This is a genomic window from Paenibacillus phytohabitans (genome assembly GCF_013141775.1).
GTDB classification, from domain to species: Bacteria; Bacillota; Bacilli; order Paenibacillales; family Paenibacillaceae; genus Paenibacillus_AQ; species Paenibacillus_AQ phytohabitans.
On record NZ_WHOB01000037.1, the window covers coordinates 99996 to 115705 of the forward strand.

A 15710-nucleotide genomic window follows, 5' to 3' on the forward strand; every position below is an offset into this window, starting at 1 on the left:
CTTCCCTAGATGCTCAATTCCAGGTATATACCATCTCTCTATATCCAACATCCCAAAGGGTTTCATTCCCCTCAATGGTTATCTTAAGCTCATTAGCCCCGGTGAGATAAAGGATCCTATTATCCGGCTCATGGAGCTGATCTTCTGCAGATACAGACAGGAGCTCATGCCCGTCAACGGTAACCTTAATGCTGCCCTGAAAATCCTTATGATCAGGAATTCCATAATTCAAGCTAAGATACAGCTCTCCCTTATTGCCTAGCGAATACGTATATGTTTCCTTCTTTTTACCTTCGATGCCATACACATTATATTGGGGTGTCACGTCTTGACCGCCAATCTTAAGACTGTCCTGTTTGGTTCCCGTTAATCGATTTCCGGTACTATCTTCCCATTCGTTTATCGCTACAAAAGGGGCCAACTCTTTGGTGAACACTTGATCAACTACTCCTAAGACCCCCCACACGCCGAGCATTAAGACAACACCGGCAAATCCCGTAGCAGTGATATTTCTCCGGTAGTTTTTTGTACGGAAGCCAATCTGGTACGCCCCGAATCCAATAGCAGCGCCCAATGAGTTCTTTATGACGTCGTTCGTGTCAAAGCTGCCGAGGAAGGTTAGCGCCTGGATGGTCTCCACCACAAGAATGGACAGGATAAACCCTGTCATGAAGCGAACAAAGCTGGTGCGGTATAACAACGGAAGCAGTATGCCAAAAGGTATGAAGGCTGCAATGTTTCCAATACCCACCAAGTCCATCAGTGTCGGATGTAGAAGATCGGAAAGACCCGGAACCCTAAAAAAATCGTCCGGCAAAAAAATAAAGGTGTACTGACTGGTTTGATCTACAGTATCCGCTCTGCCGAAAGCAAAAAACATAAAATAAAGAATAATCAGGGCGTAGCCTATCGTGATAAAAAAAGTAATCTTGCGCTGCTGCTTCACTTGCATGGTTGTACCTCCATCGTTTATCTGATGAATATCATTTTATCTGTCCAAAATGACTTTACAGTGACGTTGGAGGTGACAGTTCAGTCACTTACGGAGTGCTGTTAAATCACATGCTTATAAAATTTGATCCGAAACTCTGTACCCCTCCCGCTGTCGCTCGTTACATCAATCACGCCGTTCTGGCTTGCAATGATGCTGTGAGCCATCGCAAGCCCTATACCGATGCTTCCTTCATTAGCATTTTTTCCTTTATAAAAACGTTTGAAAATATAAGGCAAATCCTCTTTCGGAATGCCCTCTCCGTTGTCAGCAATAACGATTTCCGTAAATAGCACGTTGTCGGAAAATGTGATGGTAATTGCACCGCCCTCAGGTGTATGCTCCACTCCATTTTTCAAAATATTGATAACCGCTTCAGCAGTCCAACGGAAATCGCCGGCAAAAGAGACGTTGTCATCCCCTGTGATGGAAACGGTCTGTCCCTTAATATCCATCGGAATCATAACCGGCTCCAGTGCCTTTTGGATTAGGGTTTCCATGTGTATTCGATCTTTTTTGAACGGGATAGTTCCCGCTTCCATTTTCGCTAGCTTTAATAAGGATGAAACAAGCCAATCGATCCGTTCAAGCTGAATGCGAATATGATGGGTGAACTCCGTTCTTTTGAGTGGAGGCAGATCAGGGGCGCTTAACAGATCTGCCATGACTGTCATAGAGGTGATCGGTGTTTTGAGCTGATGTGAAATATCGGAGATGGCATCGGTCAGTTGAAGCTTATCCCGCTGCAATAGCGAACGATGTTCGGAGAGCATGCGTGTCACCTTGTAAATATCATTCTTTAAGATGCTAAGCTCACCTTCTTGATTATCGCGAGGGTCAAGGGAGGCCTGGCCGCTGCTAATCTCCCGCAAATAGACGGACAGCTTCTCTAGCTCGTAATATCTCCGTTTCGTGAATAATACAGCTGTGCCGGTAAGCAGCACGGATACAATAAAAACCAGGGCTGCGGCGACAGACGAAATGAAAGCAGCAATGACGATCGCCGATAAGCTGATCGAGCCCATGACGAGTAATAATATTTGATTTTCCCGATTGCGCAGCATCTAATCACCAACCTTATAGCCTAAACCGCGTACCGTTTTGATCAGAGCCGGCTGCTCTGGATTATCCTCCAGCTTTTCCCTTAGCCTTTTGATATAGACCGTTAACGTGTTGTCATTCACGAAGTCGCCGGCCACATCCCAGATTTGCTCCAAGAGCTGATTCCTGGTGAGGACCTGTCCAACGTGGTTGCCAAAGATCAGCAATAAGCGGTATTCCAAGGCGGTTAGCGAAATTTCGGCACCGTTTTTATATACTTTGCCTTCCAGCGTATGGATGCGCACATTGTCAATGTCAATGACCGCTCCGGCATGGGACAGCTTCTGGTATCTCCGCAAGACGGACTTGATCCGGGAGAGAAGCTCGCGAACCCGAAAAGGTTTGGTAATGTAATCATCGGCTCCCATATCGAGTCCCATCACGACATTGACCTCATCATCAATCACTGTTAAGAAAATGACCGGGATATCCCGTCGTTCCTTCACCATCTTGCATAATTCATAGCCAGTTCCGTCTGGAAGCTGTAAATCGAACAGGCACAAAGTGAACTGATCGATGTCTTCGGCGAGCACCTTTCGGGCTGAAGCGGCATCATGGCAGAGAACGGTCCAATAACCCTCTTGCTGCAGCGAATATTCCAGTCCCGACGCGATCGTCTTATCATCTTCAACTAATAATATTTTCATCTGAAGGTCATCCTTAGGATTGATTTTAGAACATTTAATGAATTCCACGACTACACAATCTCTTTATTATAATGCCCTCTTGTGTCTGTTTCCTGATCAAAGACAGCATTATCTATTGAGTCATTTAATTTGCCTGAGGCCATATTAATGACTTTCACAACCTGCTCTTTGGATTCAACTGTGAAGTTTAATCTGAGCGCCTCGATTCCTTTGATGTTTGGCAGCTCATCCAACAGATTAAGCGTCTTCCCGTTAAGGAGAGTCGTTGTACAATCATCATGGGAAATGATAGGGAACGTTCCGTGCTCATCTTTTAACTCATAGCTCTTCGTTTTGCAAATTCTGCATTGATTCATTTTTTTCATCGGACAATATTTCGTAAACATCAAAGGAGCCCTGCCATATACAACCATTTCCAGTGCAGGATAGCCGTCATTTTCTTTAACATAGGCATTCATTAAATCTTCAATTTGGCTCTTATTCAATTCATAAGATAAAGTGACTCGTTTTGCACCTAATTTATATAATTCATAGCAGCTAGTGGCATTAATAACATTTAGAGAATAGTCCGTAACAAACGGGTTTGTTTCTCTATAGTGATTAATCCCCCCATATCCTCCAATTAGTAGCTGTCCTTCTTGTTCCTTATAATCATTCTGATTTCTTCTAACCACATTTTCGTAATAGATTTCCTTAATTCCACAGCTCACGCAAGCATCGTACTGTTCCTTAGTCGTTACAGAGGCCGTAAGGTATGGCTTTACAGGGGCAAAGCTTATTTTTTCTTTTGCTTCCACAGCCTTGGTTCTTTTCTGCTGGCTGTTAAGCTTTAAGTCATACAAGCCCAGTACAATATCTCTTCTTGCTGCATTTAACAGTTTAGCTGGAATAAATGCATTGCATTCCTCATACTCGACATGATTAAGTTCGAATATCGTATCATTTAATCTTGAGAATTGCTTGATTACCTGGTCTTTTGTTGTTGGATTATTAATGGCTTCGCCCAGTATTTCCTCGCTTTCATAGGAATAATTAAAGCCTAAGCCTTCCGCATCTATGACAAGCTTTGAATCTGGACATGCATATACTCTAATATCGAGGTTAAACCGCTTAAATTCTTTTTCCAGTGATGCTTCTAATTCTTTGTTATAGAAATAATCCTTCGTTTTATAGACTACATCTCCCTTAGACATCTTTTCTTTGATTCTGATATAGCAGACATCCTCTGCTTTGTTGATTAATTCGCCCTCTTTATCGTACAGTTTGGCAACCGTTAGATTAATATCTTCATTGTTGTGACTGATTCGAATGGTATCGTTCTGATTTAAAGGACGTGTAAGTGTTATTTCATACATGTCTTTAACAATCCCGCTGATTGTTCCAATTTCATAACCAAAGTTATTAGGTTTTAAGATGTTTGTAATATTTCTCCTGTCTTCGTGAAACAAATACCCTTTAGTAAATGTTCTATTGAATGTTTTTTTCAGATTTTCTTTGTCTTCTTCGGTTATTTTATGATCTAAGGCCTTGCGATATTTGGATACAACATTAGCAACATACGTAGGCGCCTTCATTCGGCCTTCTATTTTTAAAGAATCGATTTCTTTTAAATCATCGATATAATCGATGGTGTTCAAGTCCTTAGTCGATAGAATATAGCTTTTCCCTAAAGATGTATCTGTTGTCTTATCGATTAGTTCATACTCCTTACGGCATGAACCCACACATCTTCCGCGATTTGCGCATCGATTGCCGAGCAATCCTGACATTAGACAATTCCCCGAATAAGATACACATAAAGCACCGTGAACGAAAATTTCTAAAGGGATTTCAGCTATTCTTTTGATCTCTTTTACTTTTTCAATCTTGACCTCACGGGACAGAACAACTCTTTTCGCACCAAGTTCTTTAAATAATAAAGTTCCGTCTACATCGTCTATTCCCATTTGAGTTGAACAATGTGCTTCCATATCAACAAAGTTTTTAACGATATAATCGAAAGCAATCAGGTCCTGGACAATAATTCCATCCACACCGATTTCATTTAATTCCTGTATCTGCTCTTTCATCTCTTCAACTTCGTTTTCAAAAACGATGGTATTCATGGCAACATAGATTTTAACGTTCCTCAGGTGCGCATACGTAACAGCCTCTTTTAACGTTTCTAAATCAAAATTAGATGAGTATGCGCGTGCACCAAATTTTTGCATTCCTAAGTATATTGCATCACAACCATTAGATATTGCAGCTTTTAAAGCCTCCATATTGCCTGCTGGAGCTAGTAATTCAGTCATAAATTATCCTTACCTCCTACTTCTTTAACCGCTGAAACTCAGCACCATTAATCATAAAATAAGAACTACTCTTAAGCTACGGCAAAAAGCACAAACCAATGGCTTGCGCTTTGTTTTTAATCAACCTCATTCCCTCTGATAAGCTTGCTTCATAATTATTTTTTATAATAATTCCTTGAGTACATTTTTAGCCACGCGTATCTTCTCATCATTAGCGTCACGAAGCATACCTACAATATCCTGAATATCGCTCTCAGCTGAGGTAACCATAAACTCTTCATTCTGATACGCAAACAGCTGAACTAAATTAACTTCAAGCGATTCCGCTATCTTATGTAAATTCAATAAAGAAACGTTCTTCTCACCACGCTCAATCTGCCCTATATATGAAAAATGAAATCCGCCTTTCTCCCCCAGCGCCTCCTGAGACAAGCCCCGCTCTTTCCGAAGAGCACGAATCCGGGTTCCGACGAGCTTCAGTATTTCCTTATCCATCACGGTGTTCACCTCTCCATGTCAAAAGTGTAGACAAGTTTCATAAAGGTAAACACCAAACAATAAATATTATTATTTATTTTAATATCTATAGGTATTATAATTGTGTAATACTTTTCCAAAAGCGGTGTAGGAGGCCTTCACTATGGGAAGAAGCATGCAAGAGAAAATTAACGATTATACTGAGCTTGCTCAATATCACATAAAGCTAGCTCATATTATGAGAAATCATAAGCAGTATAAAACTGCGTTCTTTCTTTGTCATTCAGCACTTAACTCTATGATTCGTGCGTTATACATCTATGAGCATAAGACAGAGTTTGGTACTGAGATATCATTAAGTGATCTATTGCTGCTAATACATCCAGATTATAATCCTGGGCTTGAGATTGTGGTGTTTGTCAGTGAGTTGAATTTTATCGTTAATGGGGAGGGGAAGGAGTTAGAGGTGATACAAGATGAGGATATGAAGAGAGTTATGAGACGGGCGGCTGAGGTTTTGGAGGAGTTGTGCTGGAGGATGGGAATTTAGGAAATTTCGAATACATTTTACAAGTCGTATCTCCGGTGGTCTGTATGGTTCCGAATACGATTCTCTAATATGCCTAAGGTTTCTTCGATATTAACTTCATCGTCATACTGAAGAATCTCTATATAATGATGCACAATTCCTGAAGCTAACAGTAAATTCTCACTATTTTTTTTAACATGTCCCCTGTCTTCTAAACGTTGAATAGAAGTTATAATGGATTGCTCATCCAGTCCCATATTTACTAACTCTTTTGTTTTCTTTTGAATATTCATTAAATCTACTTGTAGTTCATTCTGGAAACGAAGTTTTAACATACAAAGTGTTACCAAAGCATCTTTCCTATTATCGTCCATTATCTTAGCTCCTTAATGAATCAAACTATAGTGACTATTGCAATATCCTTTCCTGCCCAGAGATTAAAGCTATAACCTGTTTTGAGTAATTGCCATGGTGCTTCGTCAACTATAAAAGCTACGTCAGCATAAGTATCCCACGTACCCTCAATATGTCTTGTTACCCTAACCAGCACCGTCCACGTATCACCATAAATTGTCTTATCCTTAATTTCACCATAATTTACAACGATGTCACGCATCCATTCGTTTACTGGAAACCTGCTGGGGTCTTTTTTCCAACTTATATAGGCTTTAATGAACCTTCTGTTGTCCATGACAATCCTCCATGTTTAGTATCATAATATACCTCACAAACTGAATAAGATGTACATTCTTCGTTACATTTCTTCTTTAGAGCTCTATAATTCCAATAATCCATTATTTTTTTCCTATCAATCCAAGTTGCAGTCTAGACTGTGAAATTTGGTTTTAGGATATAAGGTATGCCCTCAGTAGCCTGAAACAATCGGCGTGGTGTTATCCAATCTATAAATCTGATAAAGGTCCATATAGTCAGTGTTGAGTCTTTTCGAACTTTTATATATCTCGGTCATAATTACGCCCTGATCTCTCTTCGCTATATCCAGACCTATATGGCCGAGCTTCACATACTCATACTTATTCCTCTTTTCTATATTTATTTTGCAAACAGTGTTGCTTGTTGTCTCATCTGTTGTTTTGAACAAGCATACTGTTAAAGAGCCAGCGAAAGTTCCATGTGAAATACTGGGGCAGATGCCAATCCTCATAGCCTTTTAATACCCCTTGTTCCAGCCAGTAAGACTCTGATTTACCGCTTTTTACAGCCCCAGAAACATAAGTGATCGTTTTCTCCAAAAAGCGTATGACATCCGTGATTCGATCTGAATTAGATACATCTCCATGTCCCGGAACGACAGTATCGACCTTGAGGTCTTTTTGAATACGTTTAAGGATGCGTATCCAAGCGTATGGATTACCGTAGGGTATGACCGGAATGGTCTTAGTCGATATTAAATCACCAGCGATCAAGGTTTGCTCTTCTGGAACGTACACAACAGCATCACTTAAAGAATGACCGCCTCCGTAAGATAAAACTTCGATTGATCGCTTTGTTCCTTGAATAACGAGTTTATCGCCAAAAGTTATCGTGGGGATCACCCTGCAAAGGGAAGGAATGGCATCATAAAGGGCCCGCTGTACCGAAAGATCATAGTCGATTTCAGTTAGCATGTGGGGATCTCTTTGCTTTGAACGTACATGATTTAGGCTGGTTATTAACTTTTGAATGTTTTGCTGCATGAAATTAACATTCACTTCACCCATATCAGACAGCAAATCTCTTGTCCAAACGGTAGATATAAATTCGCTTTTCATAAATTCCTGATTGCCGTTGACATGATCTCCATGAAAATGTGTATTCACTACATATTTAACCGGTTTGTTTGTTAGTTGTTCAGCAGTATGACGTAACAAAGCACCAGAATGCGGCAGGTTGGTTGTATCCACTACAACGGTTAAATCCCCAAGATCAATAATTGCTGCATTCCCCAGAGAACCGCTGCCTGGAACCGAAATAGCACCCCAGATCCCTTCCGCTGCTTGTTGAATCGTGAAATATTCGTTGTTCATTGTTACACCCCTTAGTGTTTATTCCTGCACTTCAATTCGTAAAGTTAACTTACAAGTTAGAGTCAACTAGAAGTCAAGAAATTTCTCAGGGGGAAGTTAGGGGCAATTGTAACCATTAGCTTGAGTTGACTGAAAGCTGTATAATATTTTTCAAAACCAGCATTAAAAAGGAGGGACAGAAATCGGATGCTTACGATAAGTCAGGTGTCAGAACAAACGGGATTAACTCCTTATACGATTCGTTATTATGAAAAAATCGGGGTCCTACATGAACCCAAGCGTAGTAATGGAGGGGCACGTGTCTACAAAGAAAGCGAGGTTTCCTACATTCAATGTCTAAATAAACTAAAAAAATTGGGCTTATCACTTGAGGAGATTACGGAATTTACTCGTGAGGGCTGTGTAATGGATAAAATACAACAAGGGGAGAATCCTTCTAATTATAATCCTACCTTAAAAAAGCGGATTGAAATCCTTGAGAAGCATCTGATGGGACTGGAATCCAGGCGGCAAGAAATTGATTACATGATTTCTCTCGCCGAAGAGAAACTTACTCTATACCAAGAACTTACGAAAGAAGACATAGTAAATTCTAGATAATAGCGGCGTAATCCTGCGTGAACACTGCAGGGTGTCTGATGTAGAAAATCAGACACCCTGTGCCAGTTACGCGACATGACCCTCATGAAGATCAGTTAATCAATGCCTGCCACTGAACCGTTTAATCGCTTCCTCGGTCACCGGCTCGAAGAGGTTTACCAGGTTTCCGTCGGGATCACGAAACAGCATAGAACGGTTCCCCCACGGCATCGTGGTCGGTTCTTTTACCCAATCATAGACAATTGGCTTCAAGCGTGCGTATTCGGCTTCGACATCGTCGACGCGGAACTCGATGATGACAGTGTGATTGCTCGCTGCCACTACGGAACCAGCGCCGAATAGCTGCGCCGTTTGGGAGTGGCCGATTGCCAGGGTACATGCCGGCATAACGAGTTCGGCAAAAACAGGCGCGGGGTGCACCGCCGAAACACCCAGGACTTTTTCATAGAACTCGGCGAGACGATTCACATCGTCGGTAATGATGCGTACAGAAGCAAAATTCACAAAATATCATCCTTCCTATACTTCTTTATATTTACATACCCGATAATAAAACAACGCTACTGACAGCGTTATGTCAGTAGCGTTCTGAGATTTTTCGGGCTTCCTCACGAATCTTATTCCGGAATGATTCAGGCTCCAATACGATTACACCCGCCCCCCAGCCGAGCACCCATTGCATCAATTCATCCAGTTGGCGTACGCGTAAAACCACATCTAATCCAGCTTGATGCTCTTTCATTTCTTCAATGTAATGATAGTTGGATTCCTTCACCTTATCTGCGAGGTCATGATTAAATCGAAGATGAACGCGCAAGTGGCGATCATCCGGAGGGGTATACTCTCTTAAGTCAAAATGCACAGGAAGCTCGAATCGCTCTTCCAGTTCTACAAGTTCAGTCATTCGGGCCAATCGGAAATGGCGTATGTCGTGGCGTATGTCGCAATAAGCCACGAGCATCCATGATCCTTCAACGAGTACGAGGCCATAGGGAGCTACGGTGCGATCGCTATGGTGGTTCCCCGTAGAATCGGTATTTTTCTTTAAATAATGAAATCTGATCTTTAGCCCATCTAATATTGCCCGGCGAATCTTATCAAGATTATCCCTTTCATTTGACAGAGCTTCCTGTCTGCCCGGAGCAAGCAATCGCAGCGCCTTGCGTATACGGGAGCTCTCATTGCGGACACCGTCTGATAAAGTGGCCTCGATCTTCCTCCGAGCAGCCTTAGCTCTGTCACGATAATCATCATCAAATCGAAGCTCGATAAAATCCGTCCCTATGAGTAAGGTCACGGCTTCCTCTATAGTGAAGCTGATCGGCGGCAGAAAATATCCCTCCATTAAGGAATACCCTGTACCTGTAGTGCCTATAATCGGTACACCTGCTTCGCTGATCGCCTGAATATCCCGATAAATGGTCCGTACACTGGTTTCAAACAGGGCCGCCAAATCTTCGGCACGTACCACTTTCCTGCCTTGCAACTCCAGCACGATGGCTAATAAACGGTCTGTTTTATTCATTGCTGCCCCCTCGAAACGGTATGCTGTGCAACAGAAACTTGCCCCTACTTATGATACGGTTCCCCCCGATTGATCTTCACCGCCCGGTAAACCTGCTCCACCAGCACCAGCCGCATGAGCTGATGGGGCAGCGTCATTCGGCCGAAGCTCATGCGCTGCTGGGCGCGGCGCATTACCTCATCGGAGAGCCCGTGGCTGCCTCCGATGACGAAGACGACATGGCTCGTCCCGTAGGTGCCGAGCCGGTCGATCTCCGCGGCAAGCTCTTCCGAGCTCCAGAGCTTGCCGTCGATCGCGAGCGCAATAACATGCGCCTCGCTCTTGATATGCGCGAGGATACGCTCGCCCTCGCGCACCTTCACCTGAACAACCTCTGCATCGCTGAGGTTGTCAGGTGCCTTCTCATCCGCCACCTCAATCATCTGAAACTTGAGGTATGGCGTCAGCCGCTTGGCATATTCTGCGATGCCGCTGACCAAATACTTTTCCTTCAATTTGCCTACGCCGATAATCTGAATGAACATGTCTTCCTCCTGTGGGTTATGCTTCTATATACCTGTACCATTCGCTGAAATTCCGCCGCTCAATCACCGTTATCTCATTATATAAACAGCAAAAGGACGTATCCGCTACGTCCTTTCTGCTTAAGGTTATCCTCTATGTTCTACCACATTTCCGGGTAAAAATAAACCGGAAACCGCCTTTCTATTCCTATATCCTAGCTCTTCAGCCATCTTACAGTTCGTTCTCCTCTACCCCTGCTCTTCCGCCACTTGCTCCTGCTCCCCAAATCCCTCACCCGGCTCAGACATCTCATAAGCCTTCAGTACCGAATCCAGCAGGCCGGGGAACCGCTCGTCCAGGTCCTCTGTCCGCAGTGACAGTATACGCTGCGTGCCCTGCACCTGCGTATACACCACGCCTGCTTCGCGCAGTGTCCGGGAATGATGGGTCAGCGTGGACTTGGCAATCGGCACCTTGAAGCAGTTGCAGGCCTGTGCGCCATGCTTGCGGATTTCTGACACTACATATAAACGGACCGGATCGCTAAGCGCATACAGCACAGAGGCGAGCTGAATATCGTTACGGTCCGGATGATGGAGCTGCTTCATTAGTAAGACTCCTTCGGAGTAGAGTATTGTACTTAATCTTCTATGATTTCTTCTATCTATCCTCTAAATATATAGATTAAACTTCAAAATCTACACTTTAATAGATGCTGTGAATATATAAATGTTGTACATTTTGCAACTTTGGTTCATAGATAGTTACCTGTTCGGGAGGATTGTTGCACTAAATACAACAATAATCCGGAAAAGCCGCTTGAAACAGGTGAAATCCTGCATTTCTTACAACAATATAGGATTTGGGCCGATTTTATGAGAGAAATGTTGTATTCTGTGCAGGATTTCAGGTTAAGGTTAAGTTGCCTGACCATTACCCCGGAAAGCCGTTATATTGAGGACTCCTTAGCAACAGTAGCCTCAGGACGTCCAACAAGTTCTTCAGTTCAATCTATATAATTGCATTTTACATCAGCCCATGCTATATTTCAATTGTTCGTAAGTAATCGAACTATAAAATAAAAATGTTCAGTTTTTTATTTTAAATAAGTCCAATAACAAAGGAGTGGCCCTTAAATGACCTCATTACATACATCTGAGGATAGTACAACCGATTCAACCGCTGCTCCGCAGGCAACTCTTCCACGCGAAGGACTGCTGACTCTACTATTCAGCGTTGCTGTTGTTCTCGTCATTATGAATACAGCGATGTTCAATCTGGCATTGCCTGATGTGACCGAGACCTTCGGCATCACAGCAGCATCCGCCTCCTGGATTGTTACCGGGTATTCCATCATGTTCTCTATTGCCTCAATCACATACAGCCGTCTCTCTGACTTCCTGCCGATCCGCCGGCTGCTGGTTATCGGGCTGCTTACGCTAGGGCTTGCTGCTGTGGCCGGTTTCTTCAGCACCAACTTTATCTTCCTGCTTATTGTGCGCATTCTGCAAGCTTCGGGAGCAGGCGCAGTCATGTCCTTATCGCTCGTCCTGTTCACCCGCTATGTCCCGCAGGCCCGCCGCGGCAAAGCAATGGCGACAATCATGTCCGCCGTCTCGCTGGGACTGGGTCTCGGTCCGGTAGCAGGCGGTTCCATCGTTGAGTATCTCGGCTGGACCTGGCTGTTCGCGGTCACGGCAGCTATTCTGCTCCTGGTACCGCTGTTCCTGATCCTGCTGCCTAAGGAAGTTCCTACCCGCGGCTCCTTCGACATCCTGGGCGGTGTGTTCCTCGGTGTCGGCACCACCGGTCTGCTGCTGTTCCTGACCAGCGGACTGTGGGTTGCTCTGATCGCCGGAATTATAGCAATTATCTTGTTTGTCGGCCGAATCCGCACCACTCCTGATCCATTCGTGATGCCGGCGCTGTTCCGTAACCGGTCCTATCTCGTGCTGGCCCTGGTTGGTGTCGCCTCCTACCTGTGCAGCTTCGCCACCTTGTTCCTGCTGCCGCAGATTCTGGTTCACCGCTTCGGCTTCAGCGCAAGCCATGCTGGACTGGTAATCTTCCCCGGCTCGCTGCTGGCGATCTTCGTCTCCCGCACCGTGGGGCGGATCATTGACCGCTACGGCAATGCCGGAATTCTGCGCCTGGCACCGTTCCTGGTACTGGCCGCGACCGTACTGTTCGCCTTGTTCGCCGGGCGGTCGTGGGTTGCTGTCATGCTCGTCTATATGATTATGAGTCTCTCGTTCACCGTACTGTCCAGCAGCGTATCGAACGAAATCTCGCGCATTCTGCCTGCTTCGCAGATTGGCTCCGGAATGGGGCTGTTCCAGCTGCTGCAGTTCTTCAGCGGAGCCTTCAGCGTGGCGATGGCCGCAAGCGCTCTGGAATGGCAACGTGGTCTACCGCTCCAGACGGCTTACTCCAACATCTACTGGGGATTATCCATTGCGGCAATCGTCGCAATTGTATCAGCCTTTATATATGGGCGCAGCAGCCAGAGCAGCTCGCTGGCCGAAATGGCGGAAGCAGCAGACGCCTAAAAAGCTTACGCACTCTCTCTGCCCGCAGAACCCGGAAAGCCCAAACACCCCGCAGCCATCCACGGCTACAGGGTGTTTTTTCTAATCTCAGCAGTCCTCAGACCACCAGATATTCCGCATTCTGCTCGCATTCCGCACATTTCGCCGGCGGGTCCCAGTCCGAGAACTCCGTCTCCTTCAGATCCACTACATCGGGTGCATCCTCGTATTCGTCCACAAATTTGTCGATGGCCAGCTCTACGTGTTCCTTACACACTACATACATTCAATCAAGCATCCCTTTCTGTGCCGCTTCGGTGTATACTTCTACTACTGTTCTACCACATTTCCCGGCAAAAAGGAACCTTCCGCAGCGCAAAATCCCCGCCTTAGTCCCGCCCCGTAAACTTATCAATATCCCCGGCAATCAGCCCGAGCGCATCCTGCCAGAATGCCAGTGAATGTACATCGATATCCATCAGCTTCGCGGCATCTGCAATACTCCGGGTACTGGTCGCTGAGAGGAACTGCTCATAGCGTTCTACGAAGGCCCCGCCCCGCTTCTTGTACTGCGCATACAGCCCTTTGGAGAACAATAATCCGAAGGAATACGGGAAATTCAAGAACTCATTACCCGCCATATAATACCCGGCTTTGCTGATCCACTGGTAAGGATGAATCGAGTCCGGCAGCACACTTTCACCGTAAGCCGCATGCATGGATTCCAGCATCAGCGCGTTCAGCTCCTCCACAGACAGAGCACCGGATTTCCTGCGGGCATATAACCCGCTCTCGAAGCCATACCGGGCATAGAAATCAACAATATAATACCCGGCATCCGAAAGACTCCGCTCCAGTATGGCAGCCGCTTCACCCGCAGGCAGAGACTGAAGCAGCTCCACATGAATCAGACTCTCGCAAAAAATCGAAGCCGTCTCGGCAATCGGAACCGGATATTCCGTGTTAACCATCGTTTCCCCAGCTAAGCGGCTGCTGTGGTACGCATGACCGATCTCGTGGGCCAGCACACTCACATCTATATAATTGCCATTGAAGCTGGTAATGATCCGGCTCTCCCCAACCGGGAAAATATCAACGCACATCCCGAAGTTGCCTTTACCGCTCCGCGGCTCGGCATCGATCCAGCGCTGCTCAAACACCTTACGGGCGAACGCGCCCAGCTCCGGGCTGAACCTGCTGAAGCCGGCAATAATCATCGCCTGGGCCTCAGCATAAGTGATGCGCTCCGCAGCAGCTTCCGCCGTCCCGACAGGCGCAAAAACATCACAAAACGGCAGCCCTCCCCCATGCCCCAGCAATGCCGCCTTTTTGGCATAATAGCGCTGAAAGTCCGGCAGGCTCTCTTCGATGGCCTGAAGCATCACCTGAAGTGTCTCCTGATCCATCCGCGATGCTTCCAGCACTTTATGCAGTGGTGAAGCATATCCCCTCAGCTCATAGACGGCCGCAGCCTCCCCGGTTACGGCATTAATGCAGGCTGCACTCTGCTCAGCTACACTGCGGCAGGCCTCATGCTCCGCTTCTGCCGCCGCCCGGCGTACCGCAGGATCGGGATCATAGGCGAGATTGCGCAGCTCGGCAAGCGACACACTCCGGCTCACCCCGTCCAGCTCCGCCTCGACCCGCAAGGTAGACAGCGTCTGCATGTACAGCCGCTCCCACGCCTTGGACCCCGTCGCCTGCATCCGGGCAATCACTGCTTCGCCTTCCTCGCTGAGTAAATGCTCGGATTTACTCTTAAGCTCGCGCAAGTAGAAGCCGTGCTGCTCCAGATAAGCGCTCGACCCGATACTCTGCTCCAGTTCATCTGCGCCTACCTTCGCCAGCCATTTGCTGAAGCTGACTAAAGCTTCACCCGCACCGTAAGTAACCTCCTCCAGCTCATCCATCAGATTAACGGCTTCCGTATTACTGCTGTCTGCACTGAACCTTAATTCAGCGTAGCTGAACAAGCGAAGATATATATGTTGATAAGCATTATATTGTCTAAGGAACTCTCCCATCACACTAGCAGCATCCTGAGCGCTATTCATCTGCGAGGCTGACCATGTATTCAGCTCCCCTGCAAGTGTCTCCACCATCCTGCGGTCCTGCTGAAATTGCTCCGACTGGAAGGAGGGATAGATCCGGTCCAGATCCCATGTTAATTGCATCTTCTAACATCCCCTTATCTATAGTCGCAGGAACAATTCATCCTCACATGCTTCCACCCCGTCCCGCCATAATCCTTGCTGCAAAATCCATTTCAGTATATCACGCCTGCCAAATTAGAAGTCCATGGAAATATTAGATATAATCAACTATACCAATATACCAAGCCATAACCGATTTCCGGAAAGGAGCACCGCATGGTTAACCAGTCTATTACCGAAGGAGTCATACGTACACGTTCAAAGCTGCGCAAAGATTTGCTGATTTCTATTTTTGACGAGTTCGACGGCAGCATCATGGCCCTATCTCCTGACC

General features: G+C 45.6%; 17 protein-coding genes. 3 read left to right on the plus strand and 14 right to left on the minus strand.

Going from position 1 to position 15710, the window contains the following annotated elements; translation table 11 throughout:
• Positions 1-13: 13 nt before the first annotated feature.
• The 5 genes from GC101_RS13870 to GC101_RS13890 all read right to left on the minus strand — a co-directional run bounded on the left by GC101_RS13870 (position 14) and on the right by GC101_RS13890 (position 5531).
• Positions 14-952, minus strand: coding sequence for a VanZ family protein (locus tag GC101_RS13870; protein WP_171717742.1), 939 nt, complete (start codon positions 950-952; stop codon positions 14-16).
• A gap of 101 nt (positions 953-1053) precedes the next feature.
• The gene (locus GC101_RS13875; protein WP_171717743.1) at positions 1054-2055 is read right to left on the minus strand and encodes a sensor histidine kinase; all 1002 of its coding nucleotides are present in this window, start codon (positions 2053-2055) and stop codon (positions 1054-1056) included.
• A complete protein-coding gene (locus GC101_RS13880) occupies positions 2056-2739 on the minus strand; it encodes a response regulator transcription factor (RefSeq protein ID WP_042141824.1) in 684 nt (227 codons plus the stop codon). It abuts the gene before it with no gap.
• A 50-nt stretch (positions 2740-2789) separates the two neighbouring features.
• Positions 2790-5033, minus strand: coding sequence for a U32 family peptidase (locus GC101_RS13885; protein ID WP_171717744.1), 2244 nt, complete (start codon positions 5031-5033; stop codon positions 2790-2792).
• Between the two features lie 162 nt (positions 5034-5195).
• Positions 5196-5531 carry a helix-turn-helix domain-containing protein gene (locus tag GC101_RS13890; RefSeq protein ID WP_042218645.1) on the minus strand — a complete coding sequence of 112 codons (336 nt, stop codon included), beginning with the start codon at positions 5529-5531 and terminating at the stop codon, positions 5196-5198.
• Positions 5532-5673: 142 nt separating this feature from the next.
• On the opposite strand from GC101_RS13890, the gene GC101_RS13895 reads away from it, so the two are divergent.
• The gene (locus GC101_RS13895) at positions 5674-6060 is read left to right on the plus strand and encodes a HEPN domain-containing protein (protein ID WP_171717745.1); all 387 of its coding nucleotides are present in this window, start codon (positions 5674-5676) and stop codon (positions 6058-6060) included.
• Between the two features lie 17 nt (positions 6061-6077).
• On the opposite strand, the gene GC101_RS13900 is transcribed toward GC101_RS13895, so the two are convergent.
• The 3 genes from GC101_RS13900 to GC101_RS13910 form a co-directional block, all read right to left on the minus strand.
• A complete protein-coding gene (locus tag GC101_RS13900; protein ID WP_171717746.1) occupies positions 6078-6413 on the minus strand; it encodes a hypothetical protein in 336 nt (111 codons plus the stop codon).
• A 20-nt stretch (positions 6414-6433) separates the two neighbouring features.
• Positions 6434-6730 (minus strand): hypothetical protein, encoded by a 297-nt coding sequence (locus tag GC101_RS13905; protein ID WP_039295952.1) that lies wholly within the window; start codon positions 6728-6730, stop codon positions 6434-6436.
• Between the two features lie 391 nt (positions 6731-7121).
• The gene (locus tag GC101_RS13910) at positions 7122-8066 is read right to left on the minus strand and encodes an MBL fold metallo-hydrolase (RefSeq protein ID WP_171717747.1); all 945 of its coding nucleotides are present in this window, start codon (positions 8064-8066) and stop codon (positions 7122-7124) included.
• A gap of 186 nt (positions 8067-8252) precedes the next feature.
• On the opposite strand from GC101_RS13910, the gene GC101_RS13915 reads away from it, so the two are divergent.
• The gene (locus tag GC101_RS13915) at positions 8253-8666 is read left to right on the plus strand and encodes a MerR family transcriptional regulator (RefSeq protein ID WP_171717748.1); all 414 of its coding nucleotides are present in this window, start codon (positions 8253-8255) and stop codon (positions 8664-8666) included.
• Between the two features lie 99 nt (positions 8667-8765).
• On the opposite strand, the gene GC101_RS13920 is transcribed toward GC101_RS13915, so the two are convergent.
• From GC101_RS13920 to GC101_RS13935, 4 genes are all read right to left on the minus strand, one after another.
• A complete protein-coding gene (locus tag GC101_RS13920) occupies positions 8766-9170 on the minus strand; it encodes a VOC family protein (protein ID WP_171717749.1) in 405 nt (134 codons plus the stop codon).
• Positions 9171-9243: 73 nt separating this feature from the next.
• Complete coding sequence (locus tag GC101_RS13925) at positions 9244-10191, minus strand: helix-turn-helix transcriptional regulator (protein WP_171717750.1); 948 nt, start codon at positions 10189-10191, stop codon at positions 9244-9246.
• Between the two features lie 44 nt (positions 10192-10235).
• Positions 10236-10715: a 23S rRNA (pseudouridine(1915)-N(3))-methyltransferase RlmH gene (gene rlmH / locus GC101_RS13930; RefSeq protein ID WP_039295905.1), complete on the minus strand. Its 480-nt coding sequence runs from the start codon at positions 10713-10715 to the stop codon at positions 10236-10238.
• Positions 10716-10943: 228 nt separating this feature from the next.
• Positions 10944-11303, minus strand: a complete 360-nt coding sequence (locus tag GC101_RS13935) for an ArsR/SmtB family transcription factor (RefSeq protein WP_171717751.1) — start codon at positions 11301-11303, stop codon at positions 10944-10946.
• Positions 11304-11831: 528 nt separating this feature from the next.
• On the opposite strand from GC101_RS13935, the gene GC101_RS13940 reads away from it, so the two are divergent.
• Positions 11832-13244 (plus strand): MFS transporter, encoded by a 1413-nt coding sequence (locus GC101_RS13940; RefSeq protein WP_171717752.1) that lies wholly within the window; start codon positions 11832-11834, stop codon positions 13242-13244.
• A 97-nt stretch (positions 13245-13341) separates the two neighbouring features.
• On the opposite strand, the gene GC101_RS13945 is transcribed toward GC101_RS13940, so the two are convergent.
• Entirely contained in the window at positions 13342-13509 is a 168-nt protein-coding gene (locus tag GC101_RS13945) for a CxxH/CxxC protein (RefSeq protein WP_063776434.1), read from the minus strand.
• 103 nt (positions 13510-13612) lie between these two features.
• Positions 13613-15397 carry a M3 family oligoendopeptidase gene (locus GC101_RS13950; RefSeq protein ID WP_171717753.1) on the minus strand — a complete coding sequence of 595 codons (1785 nt, stop codon included), beginning with the start codon at positions 15395-15397 and terminating at the stop codon, positions 13613-13615.
• Between the last annotated feature and the right edge of the window lie 313 nt (positions 15398-15710).

Excerpts from the sequence above, each read along its gene's own strand:
- GC101_RS13870 (WP_171717742.1), bottom strand. The coding sequence starts at position 952 with ATGCAAGTGAAGCAGCAGCGCAAGATTACTTTTTTTATCACGATAGGC.
- GC101_RS13875 (WP_171717743.1), bottom strand. The coding sequence starts at position 2,055 with ATGCTGCGCAATCGGGAAAATCAAATATTATTACTCGTCATGGGCTCG.
- GC101_RS13880 (WP_042141824.1), bottom strand. The coding sequence starts at position 2,739 with ATGAAAATATTATTAGTTGAAGATGATAAGACGATCGCGTCGGGACTG.
- GC101_RS13885 (WP_171717744.1), bottom strand. The coding sequence starts at position 5,033 with ATGACTGAATTACTAGCTCCAGCAGGCAATATGGAGGCTTTAAAAGCT.
- GC101_RS13895 (WP_171717745.1), top strand. The coding sequence starts at position 5,674 with ATGGGAAGAAGCATGCAAGAGAAAATTAACGATTATACTGAGCTTGCT.
- GC101_RS13900 (WP_171717746.1), bottom strand. The coding sequence starts at position 6,413 with ATGGACGATAATAGGAAAGATGCTTTGGTAACACTTTGTATGTTAAAA.
- GC101_RS13905 (WP_039295952.1), bottom strand. The coding sequence starts at position 6,730 with ATGGACAACAGAAGGTTCATTAAAGCCTATATAAGTTGGAAAAAAGAC.
- GC101_RS13910 (WP_171717747.1), bottom strand. The coding sequence starts at position 8,066 with ATGAACAACGAATATTTCACGATTCAACAAGCAGCGGAAGGGATCTGG.
- GC101_RS13915 (WP_171717748.1), top strand. The coding sequence starts at position 8,253 with ATGCTTACGATAAGTCAGGTGTCAGAACAAACGGGATTAACTCCTTAT.
- GC101_RS13925 (WP_171717750.1), bottom strand. The coding sequence starts at position 10,191 with ATGAATAAAACAGACCGTTTATTAGCCATCGTGCTGGAGTTGCAAGGC.
- rlmH (WP_039295905.1), bottom strand. The coding sequence starts at position 10,715 with ATGTTCATTCAGATTATCGGCGTAGGCAAATTGAAGGAAAAGTATTTG.
- GC101_RS13935 (WP_171717751.1), bottom strand. The coding sequence starts at position 11,303 with ATGAAGCAGCTCCATCATCCGGACCGTAACGATATTCAGCTCGCCTCT.
- GC101_RS13940 (WP_171717752.1), top strand. The coding sequence starts at position 11,832 with ATGACCTCATTACATACATCTGAGGATAGTACAACCGATTCAACCGCT.
- GC101_RS13945 (WP_063776434.1), bottom strand. The coding sequence starts at position 13,509 with ATGTATGTAGTGTGTAAGGAACACGTAGAGCTGGCCATCGACAAATTT.
- GC101_RS13950 (WP_171717753.1), bottom strand. The coding sequence starts at position 15,397 with ATGCAATTAACATGGGATCTGGACCGGATCTATCCCTCCTTCCAGTCG.